The sequence below is a fragment of the Pseudomonas sp. XK-1 genome (assembly GCF_038069885.1).
Classification (GTDB): Bacteria; Pseudomonadota; Gammaproteobacteria; order Pseudomonadales; family Pseudomonadaceae; genus Aquipseudomonas.
This window is the reverse complement of sequence record NZ_JBBPES010000004.1, coordinates 483484-502359: the sequence shown is the minus strand read 5'-3', so window position 1 is coordinate 502359 and position 18876 is coordinate 483484. Positions and strand designations below refer to the sequence as shown.

Genomic DNA, 18876 nt, shown 5'->3' with positions numbered 1-18876 from the left:
CAGTGGCCACATACCGTGGCCGCTTAAAACTAGAGTCACGGCCCGAGCCGTGCCAACACGAGAACAACAAGATGAACGAGCAGAACGTTTTTGTTGTAGGGGTGACCTTCGTGGTCTACCTGGTACTGATGTTGTGGTTGGGCCTGGTGGCCTACCGTCGTACCAGCAACTTGTCCGATTACATTCTTGGCGGCCGCTCCATCGGCCCGACCACCGCTGCCTTGTCGGCCGGTGCTTCGGACATGAGCGGCTGGCTGCTGCTGGGTCTGCCGGGCTATGCCCTGGTGGCTGGCTTCGAGGCCAGCTGGATCGCCATTGGCCTGCTGGCAGGCACCTGGCTGAACTGGCTGTTCGTCGCCCAGCGTCTGCGCGTGTACTCGCATACCGCCAAGGACTCGGTGACCATGCCGGCCTACTTCGAAAACCGCTTCAACGACAAATCCCGCGCCCTGCGTGTGGTCTCGGCGTTGATCATTCTGACCTTCTTCCTCTTCTATACCAGCTCCGGTCTGGTGGCCTCCGGCAAGCTGTTCGAAACCGTGTTCGGCCTGAGCTATACGGTCGCCGTGGTGATCGGCACCCTGGCCGTGGTGTCCTACACCCTGTTCGGCGGCTTCCTTGCGGTGGCCTGGACCGACGTGGTGCAGGGCCTGTTGATGGCCGCCGCGCTGGTGCTGGTGCCGGTCTTCGCCCTCAATGCCGTGGGCGGCATCGACGCCGCACATGTGGCCATTGCAGCCAAGAACCCGGAGCTGCTGACCTTCTTCAATGACGCCAAGGGGCAACCGCTGGGCATCATCGCCATCCTCTCGCTGCTGGGCTGGGGCCTGGGCTACTTCGGTCAGCCGCATATCCTGGCGCGCTTCAAGGCGATCTCCGACGACAAGGACATGCCGACTGCCCGTCGCATCGCCGTGAGCTGGACCGCCCTGACCCTGGTTGCCGCACTGGCCATCGGCTGGGTTGCCGTGGGTTATCTGGACACCGACCTGGCTGACGCCGAAACCGTGTTCATGGTGCTGGTCAACAGCCTATTCCACCCGGTAGTGGCCGGTATCCTGATGGCCGCCGTGCTGGCTGCGATCATGTCCACCGCCGACTCGCAACTGCTGGTCAGCTCCTCGGCCCTGGCTGAAGACTTCTACAAGGCCATCCTCAAGAAGGATGCCGGCGACGCCGAACTGGTATGGATCGGTCGTGGCGCGGTGGTGCTGATCGCCGTCATCGCCCTGGTGCTGGCCTTGAACCCGGATAACACCGTGTTGGGTCTGGTGTCCTACGCCTGGGCTGGCTTCGGTGCCGCTTTCGGCCCGGCCATCCTGCTGTCGCTGTACTGGAAGCGCATGAACCGTAACGGTGCCCTGGCCGGTATCGTCCTCGGCGGCCTGACCGTGGTGATCTGGAAGCAGCTGTCCGGCGGTATCTTCGACCTGTACGAGATCATCCCCGGCTTTATCCTGGCGATTGTCGCCATCATCGTGGTCAGCCTGCTCACCGAAGAACCGGAAGCCGCGCTGCAGACCCAGTTCGACGATGTCGAGCGCAAGCTGGCCTGATCAGGTTTCACCCACATCTGCAGTCGGTCGTCTGCAGGTGTGGTTCCCGAGCCAGGATTTTATGCTGATGCCCGGCCCGGGCCCCACGACGACCCGATAGTGCTTCGCCGGCCCACACCTTTGGTGTTGGGCCGGTTTTTTTTGCCTGAGTGGATCAGTGGTCATGCGGGTGCTGCAGTGGCCTGCTATTCCTGACAAGACACATTGCCGGAGCGAAGCTGTCGCTTCGTGCAGTGCATGCAAGTAATCGGCTCTCAGGTATTCGATGGTCGGATTCGCGGATTTGGAGGTGTGGCGGCCCTCTTCCAGGTAATCGCGGCCGGCTCTGTGACCGCCATTCGGCAACCCTGGCAAGGGGTGTAATCATGGCAACCTTCATTTCGCTGGTTAACTTCACCGATCAGGGCATCCGGGCGGTCAAAGACTCACCGGATCGCTTTCAGGCATTCAAGGCATTGGCAGAAACGCTGGGCATAGAGGTCAAGGCCGTCTATTGGACCGTCGGCAGTTACGACCTGGTGCTGATCGTCGAGGGCGACGAGGAGGCCGCAACCTCCCTGTTGTTGAAAGTAGGCTCGCTCGGCAATACGCGCACGCAGACCCTGCGCGGCTTCTCGGAGCAAGAGATGCGCAAGATCATCGGCAAGATGCCTTAGGCCAGTCCCTGCCTGCATGTTTTGCCGCAGCTGCAGTCGATTCGCCGGTTTGGGAGCGGCCCATGCCCCTGGTGATGGGCCGTTTCTCTGTCGGGGAGTTGTTGCTCGCCGAGTTTGTCGCAGTATGGCTGCACTTCGCGCATAACAGCGCTTTTACGCTGGAGCTGGCCGAAGAGTCAGTTCAGAATATGGCCCTTCGCGTGCCCCAAGCCTGTCAGCCGGTGCACCTCGCCTCGCTGTCGACACAGGTTCCGCATGACTCAATCACCGAAAGATCCGCTGCATGGCGTGACCCTCGAAGCCATCCTCAATAGCCTGGTCGAGTGCTTCGGCTGGGACGGCCTGGCCCAGCGTATCGATATCCGCTGTTTCAAGAGCGACCCGAGCATCAAGTCCAGCCTGACCTTTCTGCGCAAGACGCCCTGGGCCAGGCAGAAGGTCGAGGCCCTGTATATCCAGACGCTGAAGGGCTGAACAAGGCCTCAGAAAAACTGGCACCCTTGTTGCAGTACCTCTGCAAACGCCGCGAAGCGTCAAAAAACCGCGGTCAGTGGAGGAAGTCATGAGCCAAGGTGTTGAATTCAATCGCTTGATGTTGGAAATGCGTTCCATGCAGGCGGAGGCCATGGCGCGGCAGAAGCCTGTTGCCAGCACCCCGGAGCCCGGCGCGCCGAGCTTCTCCGAGATGCTCGGGCAGGCGGTCGGCAAGGTCCATGAGACCCAGCAGGCTTCCAGTAAACTGGCTGAAGCCTTTGAAGTGGGCAAAAGCGGCGTAGATTTGACTGATGTGATGATCGCTTCGCAGAAGGCCAGCGTCTCCTTCCAGGCCATGACCCAGGTGCGCAACAAACTGGTCCAGGCTTATCAAGACATCATGCAGATGCCGGTTTAAGAGTAGGGTTTGAATCATGGCTGAAGCCGTCGCTGCAAACGTACCTGCCACCACCGCTGGCGGTGAGCCGAAGAAGCCGTTGTTGGGCCTGACCTTTCTGGAAAATCTTTCCGATATGTCGATGCTGCGGCAGATCGGCCTGCTGGTCGGCCTGGCCGCCAGCGTGGCGATTGGTTTTGCCGTGGTGCTCTGGTCGCAGCAGCCCGATTACCGTCCGCTGTATGGCAGCCTCGACGGCATGGACGCGTCCCAGGTCATGGAGACCCTGACCGCCGCCGACATCAAATACACCGTGGAACCCAACTCCGGCGCGCTGCTGGTCAGGTCCGAAGACCTGGCCCGGGCGCGTATGCGTCTGGCTGCCGCTGGCGTAGCGCCGACCGACAACAGCGTCGGCTTCGAGATTCTCGACCGCGAGCAGGGTTTGGGTACCAGCCAGTTTATGGAAGCCACCCGCTACCGCCGCGGCCTGGAAGGGGAGCTGGCGCGTACCGTATCGAGCCTGAACAATGTCAAGGGCGCGCGGGTGCACCTGGCCATTCCGAAGAGTTCGGTATTCGTGCGCGACGAGCGCAAGCCCAGCGCCTCGGTACTGGTTGAGCTCTACCCGGGCCGTGGCCTGGAGCCGAGCCAGGTGATGGCCATCGTCAACCTGGTGGCCAGCAGCGTGCCGGAGATGGACAAGGCCCAGGTCACCGTGGTCGATCAGAAGGGCACCTTGCTCTCGGATATCCAGGAGATGTCCGAACTGACCATGGCTGGCAAGCAGTTCGACTACAGTCGGCGCATGGAGAGCCTGTTCACCCAGCGTGTGCACAATATTCTCCAGCCCGTGCTCGGTGCCGGCCGCTACAAGGCGGAAGTCTCGGCGGACGTGGACTTCAGTGCGGTGGAATCCACCTCGGAAATGTTCAACCCCGACCAGCCGGCGCTGCGCAGCGAGCAGCAGGTCAACGAGCAGCGCACCAGCAGCCTGCCGCCGCAAGGCGTGCCGGGTGCCCTGGCCAATCAGCCGCCGGGGCCCGCCACTGCGCCGGAACAGGCCGCTGGGGCGGCAGCCGTGGCCGGACCGGTGGCTGCCGGTCAGCCGCTGCTGGATGTCAATGGCGAGCAGATCATCGACCCGGCCACGGGCCTGGCCATGCTCGCACCTTATCCGGCGGACAAGCGTGAACAGTCCACGCGCAATTTCGAGCTGGACCGCTCCATCAGCTACACCAAGCAGCAGCAGGGGCGCTTGCGTCGTCTGTCGGTGGCGGTGGTGGTGGATGACCAGTTCAAGGTCGATCCGGCCACCGGCGACACCGTGCGCGCGCCCTGGAGCAGCGACGAGCTGGCGCGCTTTACCCGCCTGGTACAGGACTCGGTGGGCTTCGATGCCAGCCGCGGCGACAGCGTCAGCGTGATCAACACGCCGTTCTCCGCCGCACCTGGCGAGGAGCTGGTGGCACTGCCCTGGTACCAGAGCGAGCTGTTTCTGATGGCCATGGCCGGCCTTAAACAACTGTTGCCGGCGCTGCTGATCTTTATTCTGGTCTGGTTCGTACTGCGCCCGGTGATGAAGAACATCACCGGTGGCGGCGGTGAAGCGGGCCGGCGCGGCGGTCGCGGTGGCGATGTCGAGCTGGGTGAAATGGGCGGTCTGGACGGCGATCTGTCCGAGGATCGGGTCAGCCTCGGCGGCCCGCAAAGCATCCTCCTGCCCAGCCCGAGTCAGGGGTATGATGCACAATTGAACGCCATCAAGAGCCTGGTCGCAGAAGACCCGGGCCGTGTGGCCCAGGTTGTAAAAGAGTGGATCAACGCCGATGAGTGACAATCGCACCCCCGCCAAACTGAACAAGGTCGACAAGGCGGCTATCCTGCTGCTTTCGCTCGGGGAAACCGATGCGGCCCAGGTTTTGCGGCACCTCGGGCCCAAGGAAGTGCAGCGGGTCGGGGTGGCAATGGCCGGCATGCGCAATATCCAGCGCGAGCAGGTTGAGCATGTCATGGGCGAGTTCGTCGAGATTGTCGGCGACCAGACCAGCCTGGGCGTGGGGGCCGATGGCTATATCCGCAAGATGCTGACCCAGGCCCTGGGCGAGGACAAGGCCGGCAACCTGATCGACCGCATCCTGCTCGGCGGTAGCACCAGTGGTCTGGACAGCCTGAAGTGGATGGAGCCGCGCGCGGTAGCTGACGTGATCCGTTACGAGCACCCGCAGATCCAGGCCATCGTGGTCGCTTATCTCGACCCCGATCAGGCCGGCGAAGTGCTCGGCCACTTCGACCACAAGGTGCGCCTGGACATCGTCCTGCGTGTGTCCTCGCTCAATACCGTGCAACCGGCGGCGCTCAAGGAACTCAACCAGATCCTCGAGAAGCAGTTCTCCGGCAGCTCCAACACCACCCGCGCCGCCCTGGGCGGGGTCAAGCGGGCGGCCGATATCATGAACTTCCTCGACAGCTCCATCGAAGGCCAGCTGATGGACTCGATCCGTGAAGTCGACGAAGACCTGTCCAGCCAGATCGAGGACCTGATGTTCGTCTTCGACAACCTGGCCGACGTCGATGACCGCGGCATCCAGGCGTTGCTGCGCGAGGTCTCCTCCGACGTGCTGGTGCTGGCGCTCAAGGGGGCCGACGAGGCGATCAAGGACAAGGTGTTCAAGAACATGTCCAAGCGTGCCGCCGAGCTGCTGCGCGACGACCTCGAGGCCAAGGGCCCGGTGCGAGTCAGCGATGTGGAAAACGCCCAGAAGGAAATCCTCACCATTGCCCGCCGCATGGCCGAAGCCGGGGAAATTGTCCTGGGCGGCAAGGGCGGCGAAGAGATGGTGTAAATGGCCGCCAAAGAAGCCCCCAGCGAGCTGATTCGCGCCAAGGACATCAGCGCCTTTGACCTCTGGGCGCTGCCCAGTTTCGACCCCCAGGTCGAGCCTGCCGAAGTGCCCGTCAGTACCGAGGAGGCTGCCGAGCAGGTGCAAGCTCCTGTCGAGGGGGCGGCGGAAGGGGAAGAGGTAGCCCTGGAGGATGTCAAACCCTTGACGCTGGATGAGTTGGAGGCGATCCGCCAGGACGCCTACAACGAAGGCTTCACCACCGGTGAGAAGGACGGCTTCCATGCCGGCCAGCTGAAAGCCAAGCAAGAGGCCGAGGTGGCCCTCGCCGCGAAAATGGCTGGCCTAGAGCAATTGATGGCACAGCTGTTCGACCCCATTGCCGAGCAGGACCAGCAGCTGGAAGAAGCCATGGTCAACCTGCTGAGCCATATGGTTCGCCAGGTGATCCAGCGCGAACTTAAAAGCGACTCCAGCCAGATCACCCAGGTGCTGCGCGAAGCCCTCAAGTTGCTACCCATGGGCGGCGCGACTGTGCGCATTCATCTCAATCCCCAGGATTTCGAGATGATCAAGGCCCTGCGCGAGCGTCACGAAGAGACCTGGCGCATTCTTGAAGATGAAACGCTTTTGCCCGGCGGCTGCAAGGTCGAGAGTGAGCTCAGTCGTATTGATGCCACCGTGGAAACCCGCCTGTCCCTGGCTCTCAAGCAGTTGTTCGAGCATCAGCGCGAACAGCAGGGCCACCCTCTGGAGGCCGATCTGCACACCGACCTGAGCAAGGCCGAGGCGCACGACGATGCTCCTTAAGCGGGTGAGCTTCGCCAAACGGCTGGCCGCTTATAGCGATGCGGTGAAGTTACCCAGCCAGCCGCTGGTCGAGGGCCGCTTATTGCGCATGGTCGGCCTGACCCTGGAGGCCGAAGGCCTGCGCGTCGCCCTGGGCAGCCGCTGCCTGGTGATCAACGATGACAGTTACCACCCGGTGCAGGTCGAGGCCGAGGTGATGGGCTTTTCCAACGGCAAGATCTACCTGATGCCGGTCGGCAGCCTGGTCGGCATCGCCCCAGGCGCGCGGGTAGTCCCGCTGCCGGATACCGGGCGGCTGCCCATGGGCATGTCGATGCTCGGTCGGGTGCTCGACGGCACTGGTCGCGCCCTCGACGGCAAGGGCCGAATGAAGGCCGACGACTGGGTGCCGATGGATGGCCCGGCGATCAACCCGCTCAACCGCAACCCCATCAGCGTGCCGCTGGATGTCGGCATCCGTTCGATCAACGGCTTGCTGACCGTGGGCCGTGGCCAGCGTCTGGGCCTGTTTGCCGGTACCGGGGTGGGCAAGTCGGTGTTGCTCGGGATGATGACGCGCTTTACCGAGGCCGATGTCATCGTGGTCGGGCTGATCGGCGAGCGGGGCCGCGAAGTTAAAGAATTTATCGACGAGATCCTTGGCCACGAGGGCCTCAAGCGCTCGGTGGTGGTGGCTTCGCCGGCCGATGATGCGCCGCTGATGCGCCTGCGCGCGGCCATGTATTGCACGCGTATTGCCGAGTACTTCCGCGATAAGGGCAAGAACGTGCTGCTGCTGATGGATTCGCTGACGCGTTTCGCCCAGGCCCAGCGCGAGATCGCCCTGGCCATTGGCGAGCCGCCGGCGACCAAGGGCTATCCGCCCTCGGTATTCGCCAAGCTGCCCAAGCTGGTCGAGCGCGCCGGTAATGCGGAGAAGGGCGGCGGCTCGATTACCGCCTTCTACACCGTGCTCAGCGAGGGCGACGATCAGCAGGACCCAATCGCCGATGCCGCCCGTGGCGTGCTCGACGGCCATATCGTGCTGTCCCGACGGCTCGCCGAGGAGGGTCATTACCCTGCCATCGATATCGAGGCCTCGATCAGCCGGGTCATGCCGCAGGTGGTCTCCGCCGAGCATATGCGCCTGTCGCAGCGCTTCAAGCAGCTCTGGTCGCGCTACCAGCAAAGCCGCGACCTGATCAGCGTCGGGGCCTATGTGGCGGGCGGCGATGCCGACACCGACCTGGCCATTGCCCGGCAACCGGCGATGGTCAAGTACCTGCGGCAGAACCTCGGCGAGAACGAAAGCCTGGCCAGCAGCAGTGCGCAACTGGCGGCCACCTTCAACCCCGCCAGCGCGCCCTAAGCCATGTCGCAGAGTCGAGCCGCCCGTCTGGCTCCGGTCATCGTCATGGCCGAGCGGGCCGAACGTGAGGCGGCGCTGCAGCTTGGCCACTGCCAGGGCCTGCTGCGCCAGGCGGAAGTGCAGTTGGGCGAGCTGGAGCGCTACCGTGGCGATTACCAGCAGCAGTGGATCAGCGAAGGCCAGCGCGGGGTATCCGGGCAGTGGCTGATGAACTACCAGCGGTTTCTCTCGCAGCTGGAAACCGCCATCGGCCAGCAGCGCCAGAGTGTCGACTGGCACCGCGGCAATATGGACAAGGCGCGCGAGCTCTGGCAACAGCGCTATGCGCGCCTGGAAGGCCTGCGCAAACTGGTCAAGCGCTACCTGGATGAAGCCCGTCTGGCCGAGGACAAGCGCGAGCAGAAACTGCTCGACGAACTGTCGCAGCGTTTATCCGGGCGCGATTCGCTTTCTTGATCCCCGATCTCACCATTGCACCTGCAGCCCGCTGCGCGCGGCCGCGCCAGCGCTTCGGGCTGCGCCGCTGCGGTGTTGGCCGTGCCGGCGGGTGCAGACCGAGCCCCTGCGGCAGTTGCTCCATGGCCTTTAGGGTGCTACATCTTGATCATGGACAACACGTGGTCAGGGTGATCCTCGCTACACTGGCCTTTTCGTTTATAGGAGCGATTCATGACTATCACCTCGCTGCCCTCGTCTGACGGGCAAGAGTTGACCATTCTAATTCAGGGACGTTTTGATTTCGGGGCCCATCAGGAATTCCGCAACGCCTACGAGCGCGTAAGCAGCACGCCGAAGACCTATGTCGTGGATCTGCGGGGCACCACCTATCTGGACAGTTCCGCGCTGGGCATGCTCTTGCTGTTGCGTGACCACGCCGGTGGCGACAGCGCCCAGATCCGCCTGCTCAATTGCAACCCGGATGTGCGCAAGATTCTGGCGATCTCGAATTTCGAGCAACTGTTCCAGATCGCCTGAGGGCTCCTCCATGCCCGAGCGTTTGTCCATCCTCATCGCCGAGGACAACGCTGCCGATCGCATGCTGCTGTCGACCATCGTCAGCCGTCAGGGGCACCGTACCCTGACGGCGGCCAATGGTCTGGAGGCGGTCGCGCTATTCGAGCAGGAACGCCCGCAGCTGGTGCTGATGGACGCCCTGATGCCGCTGATGGATGGCTTCGAGGCGGCGCGTCGGATCAAGCAGGCGGCCGGCGAAGAGCTGGTACCGATCATCTTCCTCACCTCCCTGACCGAGGGCGAAGCCCTGGTGCGTTGCCTGGAGGCCGGCGGCGACGACTTTCTCGCCAAGCCTTACAACCGGGTGATTCTCGAAGCCAAGATCAACGCCATGGAGCGCCTGCGCCGCCTGCAGGATACCGTGTTGAAGCAGCGTGACCTGATCGCCAAACACAATGAACACCTGCTCACCGAGCAGCGGGTGGCCAAGGCGGTGTTCGACAAGGTGACCCATTCCGGCTGCCTGGATGCGCCGAATATCCGTTACCTGCAGTCGCCCTATGCGGTGTTCAACGGCGACCTGATGCTGGCCGCCTTCAAGCCTTCCGGCGGCATGCATGTGCTGCTTGGCGACTTCACCGGCCATGGCCTGCCCGCAGCGATCGGGGCCATGCCGCTGGCCGAGGTGTTCTATGGCATGACTGCCAAGGGCTACTCGCTGGCCGAAGTGCTGCGCGAGATCAATGCCAAGCTCAAGCGCATCCTGCCGGTGGGGGTGTTCTGCTGTGCGACCCTGCTCAATATCAGCTTCCAGCGCCATGTCGTCGAGGTGTGGAGCGGCGGCCTACCCGACGGCTACCTGCTGCGCAGCAGCGGCGAGCGCCTGCCGCTGGTGTCGCGCCACCTGCCGCTGGGGGTGCTGGAGCCGGCGAGCTTCAATGACAAGTACGAGGTCTATCCGCTGGCGCTGGGGGACCGGGTATTCCTGCTCTCCGATGGGGTGCTGGAAGCGCGTAATCCGCAAGGCGAACTGTTTGGCGAGGCGCGCCTGCTCGAAGTATTTGCCCGCAACCGCATGCCGGCGGAGTTGTTCAGCGAGATTCAGCAGGCGCTGACGCTGTTCAGTGGCGAACAGCAGGACGATGTCAGCCTGCTGGAGGTCAGCCTGGTCGAAGATGGCGCGCTGGCACGGCCGCCCCTGGCGTTTGCCGACAGTGGCCAGAGCCATCCGCTGGACTGGTCGGCCAGCTTCGAATTTCGCGGGGAAACCCTGCGTCACTTCAACCCGCTGCCGTTCCTGCTGCAGCTGCTGCTCGAGGTGCAGGGTCTGCGCCCCCAGGGTGGGGCGCTGTACACGGTGCTCGCCGAACTCTATTCGAATGCCCTGGAGCACGGCGTGCTGGGGCTGGACTCGGCGCTGAAGGCCAACGCCGAGGGTTTTGCCGAGTATTACCGCCAGCGCAGCCTGCGCCTGGCGCAGCTGAGCGATGGCTATGTGCGGTTTCACATGCGCCTGCAGCCCGAGGCGGGTGGTGGCCGCCTGGTGGTGCGGGTCGAAGACAGCGGGTCGGGCTACGACCCCGCGCGCGTTCTGGCGCAGCAGGTGCATGTGACGGGCCTCAGTGGGCGTGGTCTGACCCTGGTGCGGCAGTTGAGCGAGCGCTGCAGCTGGGATGCCGGCGGGCAGGGCGTCAGCGTGGAGTTTTCATGGTTGCCTGGGGCATAATCCGGCGCAGCATGTCCAGGGAGGTTGACGTTGTCCGATATCCATCTAGATAGCAACGTGTTGGCGGCCTTGCAGGACGTCATGGAGGATGAGTATCCGGTCCTGCTGGATACCTTTCTGCTCGACTCCGAGGAGCGCCTGCTGGGGCTGCGTCAGGCACAGCAGGCTGCCGATGCCCAGGGTCTGCGCCTGGCTGCGCACAGCTTCAAGGGCAGCTGCAGCAATATGGGCGCGCTGATGCTGGCGGGCCTGTGCCGGCAGCTGGAAGAGGCCGGCCGTCGCGAGCAGCTGGAGCGGGCTCCCGAACTGGTGGAGCAGATCGAGCGGGAGTTCGCCATCGTGCGGATCCTGATGAAGTCCGAACGTCAGCGTTACCGGCACCTTTAACCTATCTTGCGTGCCTTCGCAAAGTTGGCCCAGGCTTTGCAAAACTCTCCCCACGACCAACCCCGAACGGAGAGTATCCATGTCCGTTGCCCCCGATCTGCTGCTTAAATCGGCACCCCCGACAAAACCCCGGGCAGCCGCGGCCAAAGCCCCGGAGAAAGCTGCCGAGCCCCCCAGGAATGAGGCTTCCAGCTTTTCCCAGGTGTACGCCAGGGAACGCCAGGCCAAGGCCGCAGAGCGTAGCGAAGCCCCGGCCAGGCCGGCTCGCGAGAACCAGCCCAAGGCGCAGGAAGAGGAAAACCCCGAGGCCGCCACTGCCGTTGGCCAACCCGAACTTGCCGATAGCGGCAAGGCTTTGCCGAGTGAGCCGGCAAGTGAGGAGGAGGTGCTGGATCCTCTGCTGTTGCTGGGGATGGGCGCTGAGCCGGTTGAGATGGAAGAGGCGGCTGAGACGGCAGAGTTGACGGCGGAAACCGAGCCGGAGCCGCTGCTGATATCGACCGGTAGCCTGACCAGTTCCGGGCCCGCTAGCATGACCGAAGCCAGCTTCGATCCGCAGATCGATGCCTTGAACCAGTTGCCGGCCGTGCGCATGGCTCTGGAAATGGGGGCCAAGGAAAACGCCAAGGTCGACCATGCCACCTTGCACGCACAGATGAACCCGGCCGCTCAGAACGCGGCACAGAATCCGGGGCAGAGCATGCTCGCCAACCGTCTGCTCGAAGAGATGCAGCCGGTGGACGAGACGTTGCCGGAGTCGCTCGAGCTGCAACTGGAGTCCCTCGGCACCAAGGGCCTCGAGGCCCTCAAGGAAAGCTCGGCACAGACACCGCCGGAGAACTTCGCCAGCAAACTCAATGCCCTGAGCCAGGCGATTGGCCAGCAGCAGTCCGTGTCGGCCCGCGCTCCGGTTATCCCCGGGCAGCCGGTGCCGATGCAGCAGGGCGGCTGGAGCGAGGCGGTGGTGGATCGGGTGATGCTGATGTCCAGTCAGAACCTCAAGTCGGCGGAGATCCAGCTGGACCCGGCTGAGCTGGGGCGTCTGGAAGTGCGTATCAGCGTCAACCAGGAACAGACCCAGGTCACCTTCGCCAGCCCTAACGCCGGTGTACGCGAAGCGCTGGACGCGCAGATGCACCGTCTACGGGAAATGTTCGCCCAGCAGGGTATGAACCTGCTGGATGTGAATGTCTCCGATCAGTCGCTGAATCGTGGCTGGCAGGGCCAGGAGGGCGACGGCAATGGCCGCGGCGGGTCGGGCAGGGATGGCCTTGCGGCGGACGAGGAACTGCTCCAGCACCCTGTGGATATGCGCGGTGCCACGCCGATCGCAGCCCGCGGCCTGGTCGATTATTACGCCTAGGCTGTGGCTTGCGTGAAGTCCGATAGGCAGCGGACGGCGTTGCCGCTGTAGTTGCCGAGCGCACTGATCTAAACTCTGTTTCGCCCGACTCCCGTTGCAGGGAGCCGGGCGATTCTGTTTGGGGCGATCTATGGCTGCGGTATGGGCCCGTGACATGGCCCGCGCTGTGTGGCCGGCTGCTGAAGGCGGCTGGTTGACAGACTGGCATAACACTTGCTCTTAACCCTTTGAAACGGATAGAACTCCGAATAGTGACGGATTATTGGCATGGCTAAGAAAGAAGCACCGCAGGCACCGGCAAGCGCCGAGGTCAAACCGGCCGGCAAAATTAAACTGATCATCCTGATTGCCGTGGTCGTGCTCCTGGCCGTGGGCTTGTCGGTAGGGGCCACCTGGTTCTTTCTGAGCAAGGGCGACAGCGCCGCCGAGCAGCAGGCCCAGGCGTCCGCCGAGCCCGCCGTGCCGCTCAAGCAGCCGGCGATTTATGAAGAGCTGAGCCCGGCCTTTGTGGTCAATTTCACTCAGAAGGGGCGGGCCCGTTACATGCAAGTCAGCGTGGCCCTGATGGCCCGCGATCAGGTCGCTCTGGATGCCCTCAAGGTGCATATGCCGGTGCTGCGCAATCGCCTGGTGATGCTGTTCTCCAGCCAGGACTTCGATGCCCTGATGACTCCGGTCGGCAAGGAGATGCTGCGCCAGCAGGCCACCGCCAGCGTGCAGGAACTGGCCGAGAAGGAAACCGGCAAGCTGACCGTCGAACAAGTACTGTTCACCAATATCGTATTGCAGTAATCGGGAGCCGAAGATGGCCGTGCAAGACCTGCTTTCCCAGGATGAAATCGATGCGCTGCTGCACGGCGTCGACGACGGCTTGGTCGAAACCGAGGATGAGGCTGAGCCCGGTAGCGTCAAGCAATATGACCTGACCAGCCAGGATCGCATCGTCCGTGGGCGCATGCCGACCCTGGAGATGATCAACGAGCGCTTCGCCCGCTATACCCGTATCAGCATGTTCAACCTGCTGCGCCGCTCCGCCGATGTGGCCGTGGGCGGCGTGCAGGTGATGAAGTTTGGCGAGTACGTGCATTCGCTGTATGTGCCCACCAGCCTGAACCTGGTGAAGATGAAGCCGCTGCGCGGCACTGGCCTGTTTATTCTGGACGCCAAGCTGGTGTTCAAACTGGTGGACAACTTCTTCGGCGGCGACGGCCGCCACGCCAAGATCGAGGGGCGCGAGTTCACTCCCACCGAGCTGCGCGTGGTGCGCATGGTGCTGGATCAGGCCTTTGTCGACCTGCGCGAAGCCTGGCACGCGGTGATGGATATCAACTTCGAGTACGTCAACTCGGAGGTGAACCCGGCCCTGGCCAATATCGTCAGCCCCAGCGAGGTGATAGTCGTCTCCACCTTCCATATCGAGCTGGATGGCGGTGGCGGCGACCTGCATATCACCATGCCCTATTCGATGATCGAGCCGATCCGCGAGATGCTCGATGCGGGTTTTCAGTCCGATGTCGACGACCAGGACGAGCGCTGGATCAAGGCCCTGCGCGAAGACATTCTGGGCGTCAGCGTGCCCCTGGGGGCCACCGTTGCCCGGCGTCAGCTGAAGCTGCGCGACATCCTGCATATGCAGCCGGGCGATGTGATTCCGGTCGAGCTGCCCGACCACGTGGTGCTCTGCGCCAATGGCGTGCCTTCTTTCAAGGTCAAGCTGGGTGCCCACAAGGGCAACCTGGCGTTGCAGGTGCTCGGTCCCATTGATCGCCAGCGTTAACCCCTAGCCCCTTTTACTGCCAGCCGAGGATCCACGATGGCCGACGAGAACGAAAACGAAGCCACCAGCCCCGAAGAACAGGCGCTTGCCGACGAGTGGGCGGCGGCATTGTCCGAGGCCGGCGATGCCGGGCAGGACGATATCGATGCCATGCTGGCGGCGAGCAACACGGCTCCGGCCGTGCCGCGTGCGGCCATGGAAGAGTTCGGCAGCGCGCCGAAGATGAACCTGCCGGTGAATCTGGATGGGCCGAACCTGGATGTGATTCTGGATATTCCGGTGTCGATTTCCATGGAGGTCGGCAACACCGATATCACCATCCGCAACCTGCTGCAGCTCAACCAGGGCTCGGTGATCGAGCTCGACCGCCTGGCTGGCGAGCCGCTGGATGTGCTGGTCAACGGCACCCTGATCGCCCACGGCGAAGTGGTGGTGGTCAACGAGAAGTTCGGCATTCGCCTGACCGACGTGATCAGCCCGAGCGAACGCATCAAGAAGTTGCGCTGATCATGCCTAGAGTCTCGTTGCTGGGCCTGGCCCTGCCGTTCTGGGCTGTGGCTGCCGAATCGGCCGAGAAGGCCGCGACCCCGCTTGCTGACTCGACCACCGGCGGCCAGCTGGCGCAGTTGCTGTTCGGCCTGTTGCTGGTGATCGGGGTGATCTTCCTGCTGGCCTGGCTGGTGCGCCGCGTGCAGCAGATCGTGCCGCGCGGCGGTCAGGTGATCAAGATAGTCGCGACCCAGGCCCTGGGCCCGCGTGACCGGCTGGTGCTGGTGCAGGTGGGCGGCGAACAGATTCTGCTGGGGCTGACCCCGGGCAACATCAGGGCGCTGCATGTGATGGCCGAGCCGGTGCATTTCCCCGATGCCGAACCGGCCTCGGCCGAGTTTGCCCAGCGCCTGATGGAGCTGCTGGGCAAGGACCAGAAGGACAAGTCTTGATGCTGCGTTTGCTGCTGGTACTGGTTTTCAGCCTGGGTGCTTCGCTTGCGTTCGCCGCAGATGCGCCGACTGCCAGCACCTTGATTCAATCGGGGAACAACCCGCTGTCGGTTCCGGCCATTACCCTGAGTACCGACACCGACGGCCAGCAGGAGTACTCGGTCAGCCTGCAGATCCTGCTGATCATGACGGCGCTGAGCTTTATCCCGGCGTTCGTCATGCTGATGACCAGCTTTACCCGGATCATCATCGTCTTCTCGATTCTGCGTCAGGCCCTGGGGTTGCAGCAGACGCCTTCCAATCAGATTCTGGTGGGCATGGCGCTGTTTCTGACCATGTTTATCATGGCCCCGGTGTTCGAACAGATTAACCAGGAGGCCCTGCAGCCCTACCTGAATGAGCAGCTGCCGGCCCAGGAGGCCATCAGCCGTGCCGAGGTGCCGATCAAGAACTTTATGCTGTCGCAGACCCGCGAGAGCGATCTCGAACTGTTCGTGCGTCTGTCCAAGCGTACCGATATCGCCAGCCCGGAAGCGGCTCCGTTGACCATTCTGGTACCGGCCTTTGTCACCTCGGAACTGAAAACCGCCTTCCAGATCGGCTTTATGATCTTTATCCCGTTCCTGATCATCGACATGGTGGTGGCGAGCATCCTGATGGCCATGGGTATGATGATGCTCTCGCCGCTGATCATTTCCCTGCCGTTCAAAATCATGTTGTTTGTGCTTATCGACGGCTGGGCACTGATCATGGGCACCCTGGCCGCCAGCTTTGGAGGGCTCTAGGCATGACCCCTGAAGTGGCGGTGGACCTGGTGCGCGGAGCCCTGTGGCTGACCGCCAGCATCGTGGCGATCATCGTGGTCCCCAGCCTGATCGTCGGTCTGCTGGTGGCCATGTTCCAGGCCGCGACCCAGATCAACGAACAGACCCTGAGCTTTCTGCCGCGTCTGCTGGTGATTCTGGTGGTACTGATCATGGCCGGGCCCTGGCTGGTGCGCGAGCTGATGGAGTACACCGAGACCCTGATCATGAACATTCCGATGCTGATCGGCTGACGCCCGTGCTTGAGCTGAGCGATGGGCAGATCGGCAGCTGGGTGGGCAGCTTTCTGCTGCCACTGTTTCGTATCGCCTCCATGTTGATGCTGATGCCGATCATCGGCACGCAGCTGGTCTCGGCGCGGGTGCGGCTGTATTTCTCCCTGGCTATCTGCGTGGTGTTGGTGCCGACTCTGCCCGAGATGCCGACAGTGGATGCCATCAGCCTGCAGGCCTTGCTCTGGATCGCCCAGGAAATTCTCATCGGCGCGATGCTGGGCTTTACCCTGCAGCTGTTCTTTCAGGTCTTCGTGATTGCCGGGCAGATCGTGGCCATGCAGATGGGCCTGGGCTTCGCCTCCATGGTCGACCCGGCCAATGGCGTTTCGGTGCCGGTGATCGGTCAGCTGTTCATGATTCTGGTGACCCTGCTGTTTCTCGCCATGAATGCCCATCTGGTGGTGTTCGAGGTGCTGGCGGAGAGTTTCGTGACCCTGCCGGTGGGCGGCGGTTTTCTGGTCGACAACTACTGGCAGGTGGTCAACCGGCTGGGCTGGGTGATCGGCGCGGCGCTGTTGCTGGTATTGCCGGCGATCACCGCGTTGCTGGTGGTCAACCTGGCGTTCGGGGTGATGACCCGGGCCGCGCCGCAGCTGAATATCTTCTCCATCGGTTTTCCCCTGACCCTGGTGCTGGGGATGGTGATCGTCTGGATCGGCATGGCCGATATCCTCGCCCAGTACCAGGTGTTTGCCAGCGAGGCTTTAGAGTTTCTCCGTGAAATGGCGGCGACGAGTTAAGTCATGGCCGAATCCGAGAGCGGTGCCGAAAAAAGCGAGGAGCCCACGGGCAAGCGACTCAGCGAGTCGCGCAAGAAGGGGCAGATCGCCCGTTCCAAGGAGCTCAATACCCTGGCCGTGACCCTGGGCGGTTTCGGCGGGTTGCTGGTGTTCGGTGGCAGCATGGGCAACGCCATGCTGGACATCATGCGGGGCAACTTCTCCCTGCCGCGGGAGGCGATCATGGATGAGAACAGCATGGGGCTATGGCTGGCCGCCTCAGGGGAAATAGCCATGGAGGCCTTGTTTCCGCTGTTTCTGTTGCTGCTGGTGGTGTCCATCCTGGGGCCCATTTCCCTGGGCGGCTGGTTGTTCTCGGCCGAGGCCATGGCCCCCAAAGCCAGTCGAATGAACCCGTGGGCCGGGCTCAAGCGGATGTTTTCGGTCAATGCCCTGGTCGAGTTGCTCAAGGCCCTGGCCAAGTTTGTGCTGATTCTGCTGGTGGGGGTGGCGGTACTGGCGGCCTTTCAGAATGACCTGCTGGCCATCGTCCATGAGCCCGTCGACTCGGCCATTATCCACGCGCTGAGCGTGGTGGGCTGGAGCGCGCTGTGGATGTCCTGCGGGCTGATTCTGATCGCCGCAGTGGATGTGCCGTTCCAGCTGTGGAGCAACAAGAAAAAGCTGATGATGACCAAGCAGGAAGTACGCGACGAGTACAAGGACAGCGAAGGCAAACCCGAGGTCAAGCAGCGCATCCGTCAGATGCAGCGGGAAATCTCCGAGCGGCGCATGATGCAGGCCGTACCCGAGGCCGATGTGGTGATCACCAACCCGACCCACTTTGCCGTGGCGCTCAAATACGACCCGAGCAAGGGCAGCGCGCCGGTGCTGCTGGCCAAGGGTGGCGACTTCACCGCGTTGAAGATTCGCGAAATCGCCAACGAGCACAAGGTCATGGTGCTGGAATCGCCGGCCCTGGCGCGGGCGGTGTTCTATTCCACCGAACTGGATCAGGAAATCCCCGCCGGTTTGTACCTGGCCGTCGCCCAGGTGCTGGCCTACGTCTACCAGCTGCGCCAGTACAAGGCCGGCAAGGGCAAGCGCCCGGCACCGCTGCCGGACCTGCCGATCCCGCCGGATTTGCGCCGGAACGAGTGACGCAGAGCCTGCCGCCGGCATGCCGGTGACAGGCTGTGCCGGCTAGTCGATCACGCCGCAGGCTACGCGTGTTCCGCCACCGCCCAGCGGCTTGGGGTGGTCGGCATGGTTGTCGCCACCTGCATGCACCATCAGCGACAGGCCTTTCAGCTCCTTCAGGTTCTTGATGCGGGGTGCCAGTACCGGCTGGCTGGCCTTGCCGTCTGCGGTGACCAGCAGGGTGGGCAGGTCCCCCAGGTGACCATCACCCCAGGGCAGGTCGTGCTTACCGGTGCCCTGCGGGTCCCAGTGGCCGCCAGCGGCTTCGGCTGGCGAAGGCTGACCATCCTTGGGGGCCGGATCGCAGCTGGGCTTGCTGTGTACATGAAAGCCATGCAGGCCGGGTTCTAGGCCGTGCAACTGCGGGGTGAACACCACGCCATAGGGGCTCTCGCTGATAAGCACCGTGCCGATCGAGGCCCCCTGGCCTTTGCTATCCACGGTGTCGAGTTCGACCGACAGCTCGGCAGCCTGAAGGTTGGCGGCGCAGCAGCCGGCCAATGCGGCAATCATCCATCGTTTCATTGGTGAGTTCCTCGGTGGCTCTCGAGAAAAGCGCGGCGGGCATGCCGCGTCCTTGTCAGTGCTGGGACTGGCATTTGCTGCCGAGGTTCGCTGTTTTATCG

The 18876-nt window shown here is 63.1% G+C and carries 22 protein-coding genes; 21 read left to right on the top strand and 1 reads right to left on the bottom strand.

What is annotated here, in order from left to right; translation table 11 throughout:
• Nucleotides 1-71 precede the first annotated feature (71 nt).
• The 21 genes from putP (at nt 72) to flhB (ending at nt 18211) form a co-directional block, all read left to right on the top strand.
• Nucleotides 72-1556 carry a sodium/proline symporter PutP gene (gene putP / locus WMW70_RS13450; RefSeq protein WP_341437994.1) on the top strand — a complete coding sequence of 495 codons (1485 nt, stop codon included), beginning with the start codon at nt 72-74 and terminating at the stop codon, nt 1554-1556.
• Nucleotides 1557-1921: 365 nt separating this feature from the next.
• Nucleotides 1922-2212 carry a GYD domain-containing protein gene (locus tag WMW70_RS13445; RefSeq protein ID WP_341437993.1) on the top strand — a complete coding sequence of 97 codons (291 nt, stop codon included), beginning with the start codon at nt 1922-1924 and terminating at the stop codon, nt 2210-2212.
• Nucleotides 2213-2467: 255 nt separating this feature from the next.
• Nucleotides 2468-2686: a VF530 family protein gene (locus tag WMW70_RS13440; protein ID WP_341437992.1), complete on the top strand. Its 219-nt coding sequence runs from the start codon at nt 2468-2470 to the stop codon at nt 2684-2686.
• 88 nt (nt 2687-2774) lie between these two features.
• Nucleotides 2775-3104 carry a flagellar hook-basal body complex protein FliE gene (gene fliE, locus WMW70_RS13435; protein ID WP_341437991.1) on the top strand — a complete coding sequence of 110 codons (330 nt, stop codon included), beginning with the start codon at nt 2775-2777 and terminating at the stop codon, nt 3102-3104.
• A gap of 16 nt (nt 3105-3120) precedes the next feature.
• Nucleotides 3121-4920, top strand: coding sequence for a flagellar basal-body MS-ring/collar protein FliF (gene fliF, locus WMW70_RS13430; RefSeq protein WP_341437990.1), 1800 nt, complete (start codon nt 3121-3123; stop codon nt 4918-4920).
• Nucleotides 4913-5929, top strand: a complete 1017-nt coding sequence (gene fliG, locus WMW70_RS13425; protein WP_325509411.1) for a flagellar motor switch protein FliG — start codon at nt 4913-4915, stop codon at nt 5927-5929. Before fliF ends, fliG begins: the two co-directional genes overlap by 8 nt.
• Nucleotides 5930-6736 carry a flagellar assembly protein FliH gene (gene fliH, locus WMW70_RS13420; RefSeq protein ID WP_341437989.1) on the top strand — a complete coding sequence of 269 codons (807 nt, stop codon included), beginning with the start codon at nt 5930-5932 and terminating at the stop codon, nt 6734-6736.
• Complete coding sequence (gene fliI, locus WMW70_RS13415; protein WP_341437988.1) at nt 6726-8084, top strand: flagellar protein export ATPase FliI; 1359 nt, start codon at nt 6726-6728, stop codon at nt 8082-8084. The genes fliH and fliI overlap by 11 nt, the downstream gene beginning before the upstream one ends.
• Before the next feature lie 3 nt (nt 8085-8087).
• Entirely contained in the window at nt 8088-8540 is a 453-nt protein-coding gene (gene fliJ, locus WMW70_RS13410) for a flagellar export protein FliJ (RefSeq protein WP_339462912.1), read from the top strand.
• Nucleotides 8541-8753: 213 nt separating this feature from the next.
• A complete protein-coding gene (locus WMW70_RS13405; RefSeq protein WP_341437987.1) occupies nt 8754-9059 on the top strand; it encodes an STAS domain-containing protein in 306 nt (101 codons plus the stop codon).
• A gap of 10 nt (nt 9060-9069) precedes the next feature.
• The gene (locus WMW70_RS13400; protein ID WP_341437986.1) at nt 9070-10764 is read left to right on the top strand and encodes a SpoIIE family protein phosphatase; all 1695 of its coding nucleotides are present in this window, start codon (nt 9070-9072) and stop codon (nt 10762-10764) included.
• 30 nt (nt 10765-10794) lie between these two features.
• The gene (locus tag WMW70_RS13395; RefSeq protein WP_341437985.1) at nt 10795-11151 is read left to right on the top strand and encodes an Hpt domain-containing protein; all 357 of its coding nucleotides are present in this window, start codon (nt 10795-10797) and stop codon (nt 11149-11151) included.
• A 79-nt stretch (nt 11152-11230) separates the two neighbouring features.
• A complete protein-coding gene (locus WMW70_RS13390) occupies nt 11231-12514 on the top strand; it encodes a flagellar hook-length control protein FliK (RefSeq protein ID WP_341437984.1) in 1284 nt (427 codons plus the stop codon).
• A gap of 267 nt (nt 12515-12781) precedes the next feature.
• Nucleotides 12782-13306: a flagellar basal body-associated protein FliL gene (gene fliL, locus WMW70_RS13385; RefSeq protein ID WP_341437983.1), complete on the top strand. Its 525-nt coding sequence runs from the start codon at nt 12782-12784 to the stop codon at nt 13304-13306.
• A gap of 13 nt (nt 13307-13319) precedes the next feature.
• Nucleotides 13320-14291, top strand: a complete 972-nt coding sequence (gene fliM / locus WMW70_RS13380; protein ID WP_341437982.1) for a flagellar motor switch protein FliM — start codon at nt 13320-13322, stop codon at nt 14289-14291.
• A gap of 36 nt (nt 14292-14327) precedes the next feature.
• Nucleotides 14328-14798, top strand: a complete 471-nt coding sequence (fliN, locus tag WMW70_RS13375) for a flagellar motor switch protein FliN (RefSeq protein WP_341437981.1) — start codon at nt 14328-14330, stop codon at nt 14796-14798.
• A gap of 2 nt (nt 14799-14800) precedes the next feature.
• Entirely contained in the window at nt 14801-15232 is a 432-nt protein-coding gene (gene fliO / locus WMW70_RS13370) for a flagellar biosynthetic protein FliO (protein ID WP_341437980.1), read from the top strand.
• The gene (gene fliP, locus WMW70_RS13365) at nt 15232-16017 is read left to right on the top strand and encodes a flagellar type III secretion system pore protein FliP (RefSeq protein ID WP_341437979.1); all 786 of its coding nucleotides are present in this window, start codon (nt 15232-15234) and stop codon (nt 16015-16017) included. The genes fliO and fliP overlap by 1 nt, the downstream gene beginning before the upstream one ends.
• A gap of 2 nt (nt 16018-16019) precedes the next feature.
• A complete protein-coding gene (gene fliQ / locus WMW70_RS13360; RefSeq protein WP_339462902.1) occupies nt 16020-16289 on the top strand; it encodes a flagellar biosynthesis protein FliQ in 270 nt (89 codons plus the stop codon).
• Between the two features lie 5 nt (nt 16290-16294).
• Nucleotides 16295-17071: a flagellar biosynthetic protein FliR gene (fliR, locus tag WMW70_RS13355; protein ID WP_341437978.1), complete on the top strand. Its 777-nt coding sequence runs from the start codon at nt 16295-16297 to the stop codon at nt 17069-17071.
• A 3-nt stretch (nt 17072-17074) separates the two neighbouring features.
• Entirely contained in the window at nt 17075-18211 is a 1137-nt protein-coding gene (flhB, locus tag WMW70_RS13350) for a flagellar biosynthesis protein FlhB (protein WP_341437977.1), read from the top strand.
• 42 nt (nt 18212-18253) lie between these two features.
• Here flhB and sodC read toward each other — a convergent pair whose 3' ends face one another.
• Nucleotides 18254-18775 carry a superoxide dismutase [Cu-Zn] SodC gene (gene sodC / locus WMW70_RS13345; RefSeq protein WP_341437976.1) on the bottom strand — a complete coding sequence of 174 codons (522 nt, stop codon included), beginning with the start codon at nt 18773-18775 and terminating at the stop codon, nt 18254-18256.
• Between the last annotated feature and the right edge of the window lie 101 nt (nt 18776-18876).